General features: G+C 36.8%; 8 protein-coding genes and 1 pseudogene. 3 read left to right on the top strand and 6 right to left on the bottom strand.

Going from position 1 to position 6,423, the window contains the following annotated elements:
- Positions 1 to 502: RNA-guided endonuclease InsQ/TnpB family protein (locus tag H1P_RS29815; RefSeq protein WP_144874583.1), on the bottom strand; the 502-nt coding region annotated here is incomplete at its 3' end.
- Positions 503 to 802: 300 nt separating this feature from the next.
- Here H1P_RS29815 and H1P_RS36740 point away from each other — a divergent pair.
- Positions 803 to 955: a hypothetical protein gene (locus H1P_RS36740; protein WP_186376227.1), complete on the top strand. Its 153-nt coding sequence runs from the start codon at positions 803 to 805 to the stop codon at positions 953 to 955.
- Positions 956 to 1,061: 106 nt separating this feature from the next.
- On the opposite strand, the gene H1P_RS29810 is transcribed toward H1P_RS36740, so the two are convergent.
- Genes H1P_RS29810 through H1P_RS36730 form a run of 3 tightly spaced genes read right to left on the bottom strand, consistent with a single transcriptional unit; the run spans position 1,062 to position 2,220 of the window.
- Positions 1,062 to 1,706, bottom strand: a complete 645-nt coding sequence (locus H1P_RS29810) for a Uma2 family endonuclease (RefSeq protein WP_144874581.1) — start codon at positions 1,704 to 1,706, stop codon at positions 1,062 to 1,064.
- Positions 1,707 to 1,742: 36 nt separating this feature from the next.
- Positions 1,743 to 1,916 carry a hypothetical protein gene (locus H1P_RS36735; protein WP_186376226.1) on the bottom strand — a complete coding sequence of 58 codons (174 nt, stop codon included), beginning with the start codon at positions 1,914 to 1,916 and terminating at the stop codon, positions 1,743 to 1,745.
- 58 nt (positions 1,917 to 1,974) lie between these two features.
- Positions 1,975 to 2,220, bottom strand: coding sequence for a MerR family transcriptional regulator (locus H1P_RS36730; RefSeq protein ID WP_186376225.1), 246 nt, complete (start codon positions 2,218 to 2,220; stop codon positions 1,975 to 1,977).
- Positions 2,221 to 2,408: 188 nt separating this feature from the next.
- Here H1P_RS36730 and H1P_RS29800 point away from each other — a divergent pair, with 188 nt between their 5' ends.
- Positions 2,409 to 2,945, top strand: a complete 537-nt coding sequence (locus tag H1P_RS29800; RefSeq protein ID WP_246142020.1) for an FKBP-type peptidyl-prolyl cis-trans isomerase — start codon at positions 2,409 to 2,411, stop codon at positions 2,943 to 2,945.
- A 12-nt stretch (positions 2,946 to 2,957) separates the two neighbouring features.
- On the opposite strand, the gene H1P_RS29795 is transcribed toward H1P_RS29800, so the two are convergent.
- Complete coding sequence (locus H1P_RS29795; RefSeq protein WP_144874585.1) at positions 2,958 to 3,701, bottom strand: DUF4079 family protein; 744 nt, start codon at positions 3,699 to 3,701, stop codon at positions 2,958 to 2,960.
- 149 nt (positions 3,702 to 3,850) lie between these two features.
- Here H1P_RS29795 and H1P_RS29790 point away from each other — a divergent pair, with 149 nt between their 5' ends.
- The gene (locus tag H1P_RS29790; RefSeq protein ID WP_144874577.1) at positions 3,851 to 5,893 is read left to right on the top strand and encodes a glycosyltransferase family 2 protein; all 2,043 of its coding nucleotides are present in this window, start codon (positions 3,851 to 3,853) and stop codon (positions 5,891 to 5,893) included.
- 194 nt (positions 5,894 to 6,087) lie between these two features.
- On the opposite strand, the pseudogene H1P_RS36725 reads toward H1P_RS29790, so the two are convergent.
- Positions 6,088 to 6,423, bottom strand: a pseudogene (locus tag H1P_RS36725) (hypothetical protein); the annotation flags it as partial.

Below are 6,423 nucleotides of genomic sequence, written 5' to 3'. Positions count from 1 at the left end.
CCTCAACCAAAAAAGAGACAAAGTACCTGTTACTTGGGTCTTTGGAAATAGTAACGCTTCTTGGTTCACCAGTAAAATATCTACTCCATTTAATCTTCAATGGTTGAGACATTTTAGCTAGAGTCAACGAACCATCAACCCATTGGAATGCGTTAGGGGCGTAATGAGCAGACTGTCTGTTATTTTTCTTTTTAAATTTGGGATATTTAGTTTTCCCTTTAAAAAAGTTTTGGAACGCTGTATTTAAATGCCTGAGTCCTTGCTGTAATGGTACAGATGAAACTTTTTTTAACCAAGGTTTCGAGGGGTCTTTTTTGAGTTTGGTTAAAGCATTAGAAGTATCCGTATAACTAAGAGATACTTTATCTCGGTAGTAACTATTAGTTCTGAGAGCTAATGCCCAATTGTAGACGAACCTCGCACAGCCAAATGTTTGCGCTAGCTCTAATCGCTGCGCTGAAGTCGGATAGAATCTAAATTTAAAACCTCTAAGCTGTTTCATAGAAGTATTTTACCAGATTACTAGCTTCGTTGTAAAGTTCGATTCATAAGGGCGTCCCGCCTGTGGTTTCCCAGGCGTTTATACCGCCCATCCCATCGCGGGACGCGAGGGTCTTCTCTCACAACAGAGATAAACAAAATAAATTTAGATTGTCTGCTTTGCTTCTCCCGAAGGTGTCACTATACAGATCGGTTAACTCAAGCGGATCGTAATTATCAAACCGATGAAGATTATAGTTATGACGATAATGGTAATAGAACCAATGCTGGTTACAGTAAGGGATTTATCACTACGAACACGATGATAAGATTAATCAATCGGACTAAAGAAGTAACGGAGTATCAATGGGATTACCGCAATAGGTTGATTGCTGTTGTCAATAAAGATATTACAGGTAATGCGATCGCCTATCTGGTAGGTTGGGTAGCGCGTTTTTATACCCAACATCATTAATTTTTGAGTTCATAAACAAATTTTTGCTTAGAGTGATTTATATATTTAATAAGAGTGACATAATACTGTAAACTGGCTTCAGTTTTTGGTAACAAAGCCTTTTAATCTATGCTGACAATTGTTCTCTGACCCAACTACGAAAAGCTTTGATTCCCTTATTTCTGCCTTCAGTTCGACACTGTGTTAAATATTGGGGAATTACTTTAATTAAAGGAAAATCAGGAAAATTAGCACTCTTATTTGACTCGACATACTTGCCATTTACTAATAATAGAATTTGTAGCTTACCCCTTTCGTATCTCCATAGTTCGGGTACACCTAAAGACTGATATATTTCTGGGTGAGTACGATTAGTAATATCTATTTCTAAGGCTAAATCTGGTGGTGGGTCGATTGTCAAATCTAATCTATTTTTTCCTCTAACTACCGCTTCGTTTTGGATATAAAAGCAACTATCTGGTTCAATTCCCTTGAACATTGACTGATTTTCAAAAGTAGTAGAACCTAAAGGACAAAATTCAATATTTAGTTCTTCTAATAAAATTTCTACAAAATTACTGAGATAAACTTTGTTAACTTCGTGTTCTGGTAAGGGTGTCATAATTTCTAGCATTCCTCGGTCATAAGCTATCCTAGAACCGCGACTTTCCCCTAAATCTTCTAAAATAGCCTCAAATTCGTCCCAGCTAACACCATCTAACACTACTGTTTGTCCTGGTGGAACGATGATTCTCTTGACTTCTAACAGCATAGTTTTTCTAAAATTGTAATCTGAGAATATTAGATATTACCCATAAGATGAAACAATATTGGCTGGAGGTTGCATCGCAGCTAAATCAAAACCAAGAACCTCAATCCAAACTTTTGCACCACAATCTAGAGGTTCATCTGGGTTATAAACAATTCGGCAAGGGTAAGGAATTTCTAAACTATGAGCATAAACATTGGTTTTTCCTCTCATGACAATAACGGGCTTTCTTTCTTTCGCACTTTTTTGGGCATTTTGCTTGATGTGATTGCTATTGACATGAATCAGAGTCCTCTTTAGTCCCTGGCTTCTTTTTTTTTTCTGCTTTAGGGGTATTCCAAGTTCCCGATCTACCTCGTTTGCCTGGAACGATTTTTGGCAAACCATCGTATAAAGGAATGATCCAACAATGACCAGATTTATAAGCACCGACAACTCTTCCTTTCTGTAGCAAATCTAGTAGTCTTCGAGGAGGAATACTTAATAATTTTGCAGCTTCGGTAGTATGAATATACATAGTAAATAAAAACTATCTTTTATTGGATAATTTAATCATACAAAATTTGAGGTGAATTCAACCAATAGAAAATCTAATTTTAATTTTTATGATCTTTTTGTTGCTTGATACCTATCTACCGATCGCGATTGGATGGCACAATATCCGTGAAGTAAAAATATAGGAATAGATTTCAGGTGGTCAAAAAATTGAGTAACGAGATTCTGGTCAGTCTTGGTGTAGTCTTAATCTGTGGTTTAATTTTAATTGGTACTGCGGTATTTGGTAATGATAATCAATCAGAGGCAATCGCTTCTGAGATGACGACAACTGCTCAAGCAACCCAATTAACAACACAAAAAACTGATACACCCAAGGAAACATTAATCGCTATGGATACTTCTAACGCTGTTACTACGGATTCAGGATTAAAGTATGTCGTTGTCAAAGAAGGAGACGGCGCAACCCCAAAAACTGGGGAAAATGTGACAGTTCATTATACTGGTACTTTAGAAGACGGTACGAAGTTTGATAGTTCACGCGATCGCAATAAACCTTTTTCTTTTAAAGTAGGTGTAGGACAAGTAATCAAAGGTTGGGATGAAGGTGTAGGTGAGATGAAAGTAGGGGAACAACGTACTCTAATTATTCCCCCCGAATTAGGCTATGGTGCTAGAGGTGCTGGTGGTGTAATTCCTCCTAATGCAACTTTAATCTTCGATGTGGAATTATTGAAAATTGGCTAATTTTGTTGGTTATTAGTTGTTGAGGTGGTAACTGATAACTGGTAACTGAGAATTGCTGTCTAATGCTTTTCCTATATAGGTAACATTGGCAGCTTTTTCTTGTTTTCCTACAGGGGGAATTTCCAATAAATCTCTTGCTCCAGTGATACCTTGTCCGATAAAAAGCAGTAAAGCCAAGCAATTTAAAACAATATGGACATTGCGCCAAAAATTAGTTTTATCTCGATAAATATCATTCACTATGGCTAAAGAAAATAGCATTAAAATCGATACTACAATGCCATAGTAATAGTGTGACCAATACCATTCATTGCTTAATCGCCAGACTCCTTCTTGCGCGCCTAAAATAATTAAACCCATTCCTGCTAGGGTGGCAAATACTGCACGCCAAATCATTGGTTTCGCACGATATAACAAAGCCGTAGAAGCAATTGTGGCGACAAACATTAAAACCAGAAAAATAACTTGAAAATTCTGTAATTCTCCTTTTTCTTGTAACTGAGGAATTCCTTTGAGAAAAATAGAATATGCCAGCGCAATTAAAGTTACTCCGACAACACTTCCTGTAAGCCAACGTCCGAGTTGAACGTGTTCTTTTCCTGCTATGGGTGGTATTTTACTTTTGCTACCACTTTTGAGTTGTAATCTTCTTTGACGAGTTTGCCAAGCATAGTTACTAACAATCCCAATTAGGGGAAAAACAAAAGCAACTGCGATCGCAGGATGGATTAAAGCCATCAAGTCTTTTGTTCCCAAAAAGGTAAAACCTAAAGTAAATTGGGAAAAAATCCCATTGATAATATTCAAAGTATTCATAACGTAATCCTTTTATTTTGCTTTTCAGCCTCTTCTCAGCAAGTTAAAGCATCATTATTAAAGCCACCTTAATATTTCTAGATTAGAAGATGAAATCTTCACTCCACAGTAAGATTAATGACATTTTAGTGATTATTCCAGTTCGCAATGAAGAAACAACTATTGTTGATGTGATTTGTAACTTGCAAAGCTATGGTTTGAATCAGATTCGGGTAGTTGATAACGGAAGCTGCGATCGCAGTAAAGAAAAAGCCCAAGCTTGTGGAGTAGAAGTTGTTACGGAAAAGATACCTGGTTATGGTCAAGCCTGTTGGCGGGGTTTACAAGCTATTCCTGACAATATTAATTGGATTTTATTTTGTGATGGGGATGGTAGTGACGATCTCAGTTGTTTGACGGATTGGTTGCGCTTACGCAATAGGTACGATTTTATTTTAGGCGATCGCGGTGCTACCATACAGGGCAAAGCTGTGATGACTCCTGTGCAAAGGTTTGGTAATGCTCTAGCTACTTCTTTAATTGCTCTGGGTTGGGGACACTATTATCATGATTTAGGCCCTTTACGTTTAATTCGGCGTGATGCGTTAGCCAAAATTGCTATGAGCGATCGCGGTATGGGGTGGACTGTGGAAATGCAGGTTAGAGCCGTAGAATTAGATTTAGCGATCGCAGAATTACCTGTGGGCTATTTTCCCCGTCAGGGTGGTAAATCAAAAATTTCTGGCACAATTTCTGGCAGTATTCAAGCAGGAACGATTATTCTAACTACACTGGGAAAACTTTATTTCAAAAAACTCTTTTCTTCCCAGCCTTCTTTGTCTACTTTACATCTCCTCAGTGGCATATTACTTCTTATTGGCGCAATTATCTTAATTCCTCATGGAGACTTTCGCAATTGGGAGGTGTTTCCTAATTTCTGGTTAGGAATGGCTGTCATGAGTTTTGGTTTTATACTTTCTTGGGGGATTACCAGAATTAATTGGTGGTGGTTTTGGTTAATTGCGATCGCAACTAGAATACTTCTGTTATTTATGTATCCAGGGGATGATATTTGGCGATATCTTTGGGAAGGTTACATCCAAATTCTCGGTTTTAGTCCCTATGATTTTGCTCCTAATGCTACAGAATTAATAACTTATCGTACTTCTTGGTGGTCACAAATAAATCATCAAGGTGTCTCTGCAATTTATCCTCCTTTAACTCAATTAGGATTTCGTATTTTAGCTACTATTTCTCCTAGTGTCATTTTATTCAAATCTGCTTTTATTGTTGCCGATCTCGCTATTTGTTGGCTACTTACTCGCCAATTTAGCTATAGCAAAGTTTTAATTTATGCTTGGAATCCACTGATTATTTATTCTTTTGCAGGGGGCGGTCATTATGATAGCTGGTTTATCTTACCATTGGTAGCTGCGTGGACATTTTTAGATTTAAAAGAAGTTAAGGGAAATTATTACCAACAAAACATTATTTGTTTATTTCTTAGTGCTATTTTTATTGGTCTTAGTATTGCTATTAAATGGATATCTTTGCCTATTTTGGCTTTTCTAGCTTTTTTAGCTTATCGCAAAATTAATTTTAAAACTGCTATTTTGGTTTTATTATTAGGAATATTACCTTTTATCTTGAGTAGCTTAACCTTTTGTTCTTTCAACTCTTGTTACTTAATACCCACTAGCTCTAGTTTTGTCTCTCATGGACGAAGTGCCGACTTTATTCCTTATTTTTTAGCGAAAATCTGGCAGTATAGCACAACAACTAATACTATTTTTGCTCTTCCCTTAGCACTAGGTACATTATTTTTGCTCTGGAAAAAGCAGACTTATCAGCAATTTACTCAAGGCTATTTCTTTATCTTACTAATTATTTCTCCCATCATTCATGGTTGGTATTTTACCTGGATTATTCCCTTTGGTGTCGCTACTCAAAATTGGGGAATACGTTTGATAAGTATCTCCAGCTTAGTTTATTTTATGATGCCCTATCGTTCATCATTAGGGAATCACTATTGGAAATTAACCATGGTGGAAACTTTATGCTTGTGGTTACCCTTTGCGATCGGATATTGTAGTGACAGATATTTTAAAAAACTGTTCATACAACTAGGTGTTGCAACAGCAAACAGACAATAAACAACGCGCTCTCGTATAATTTTTAGGAATCGCGTGACTATATGCTGAGTTTGATTTTCAGGTGTTGCTGAATCAAAGTATGATTTTAAAAATTAGAGCTTTTTTATAAATCTTTAGAAGGCTTAGAGCTTAGAGCTACGAACCCAATCGTGATTGATTTCAGACCTCAAATCAGCAACGCCGATTTTCAATAATTAAACTGTTTCTTCAGTTTTTCTACTGATTGTTTGTTTTAATACTTGCAGTACAATACGAGGATGAAATAATGTTCTCGCCGATTTCAGCATATGAAATACTTCGGATAAAGCAATAGTAGTTTGAGGATTTTTGGCAGTTGTGGTTAAGCAAATCACCTGATTCATGTACCAGCCAATAAACCTTTCTGGAATACTAGGGTCTTGAGTAATACCTTTTACAGTGGGATATTTGGCATCTTGGCTAGTAGCAGCAATCCAAGGATCGGCGTTAATTTTTGCTAGTCTTGTTTGAAACGTCTTTGCTAATCCCGATAAATTTGACGATCTTTGTTG

It is taken from the genome of Hyella patelloides LEGE 07179 (genome assembly GCF_900659865.1).
GTDB classification, from domain to species: domain Bacteria; phylum Cyanobacteriota; class Cyanobacteriia; order Cyanobacteriales; family Xenococcaceae; genus Hyella; species Hyella patelloides.
The sequence above is the reverse complement of the archived record's forward strand: the minus strand, read 5'-3'. Positions and strand labels throughout refer to the sequence as shown.

Coding starts and splice junctions, on each gene's coding strand:
- H1P_RS29790 (WP_144874577.1), top strand. CDS start 3,851: ATGAAATCTTCACTCCACAGTAAGATTAATGACATTTTAGTGATTATT.
- H1P_RS36740 (WP_186376227.1), top strand. CDS start 803: ATGATAAGATTAATCAATCGGACTAAAGAAGTAACGGAGTATCAATGG.
- H1P_RS36735 (WP_186376226.1), bottom strand. CDS start 1,916: ATGAGAGGAAAAACCAATGTTTATGCTCATAGTTTAGAAATTCCTTAC.
- H1P_RS36730 (WP_186376225.1), bottom strand. CDS start 2,220: ATGTATATTCATACTACCGAAGCTGCAAAATTATTAAGTATTCCTCCT.
- H1P_RS29810 (WP_144874581.1), bottom strand. CDS start 1,706: ATGCTGTTAGAAGTCAAGAGAATCATCGTTCCACCAGGACAAACAGTA.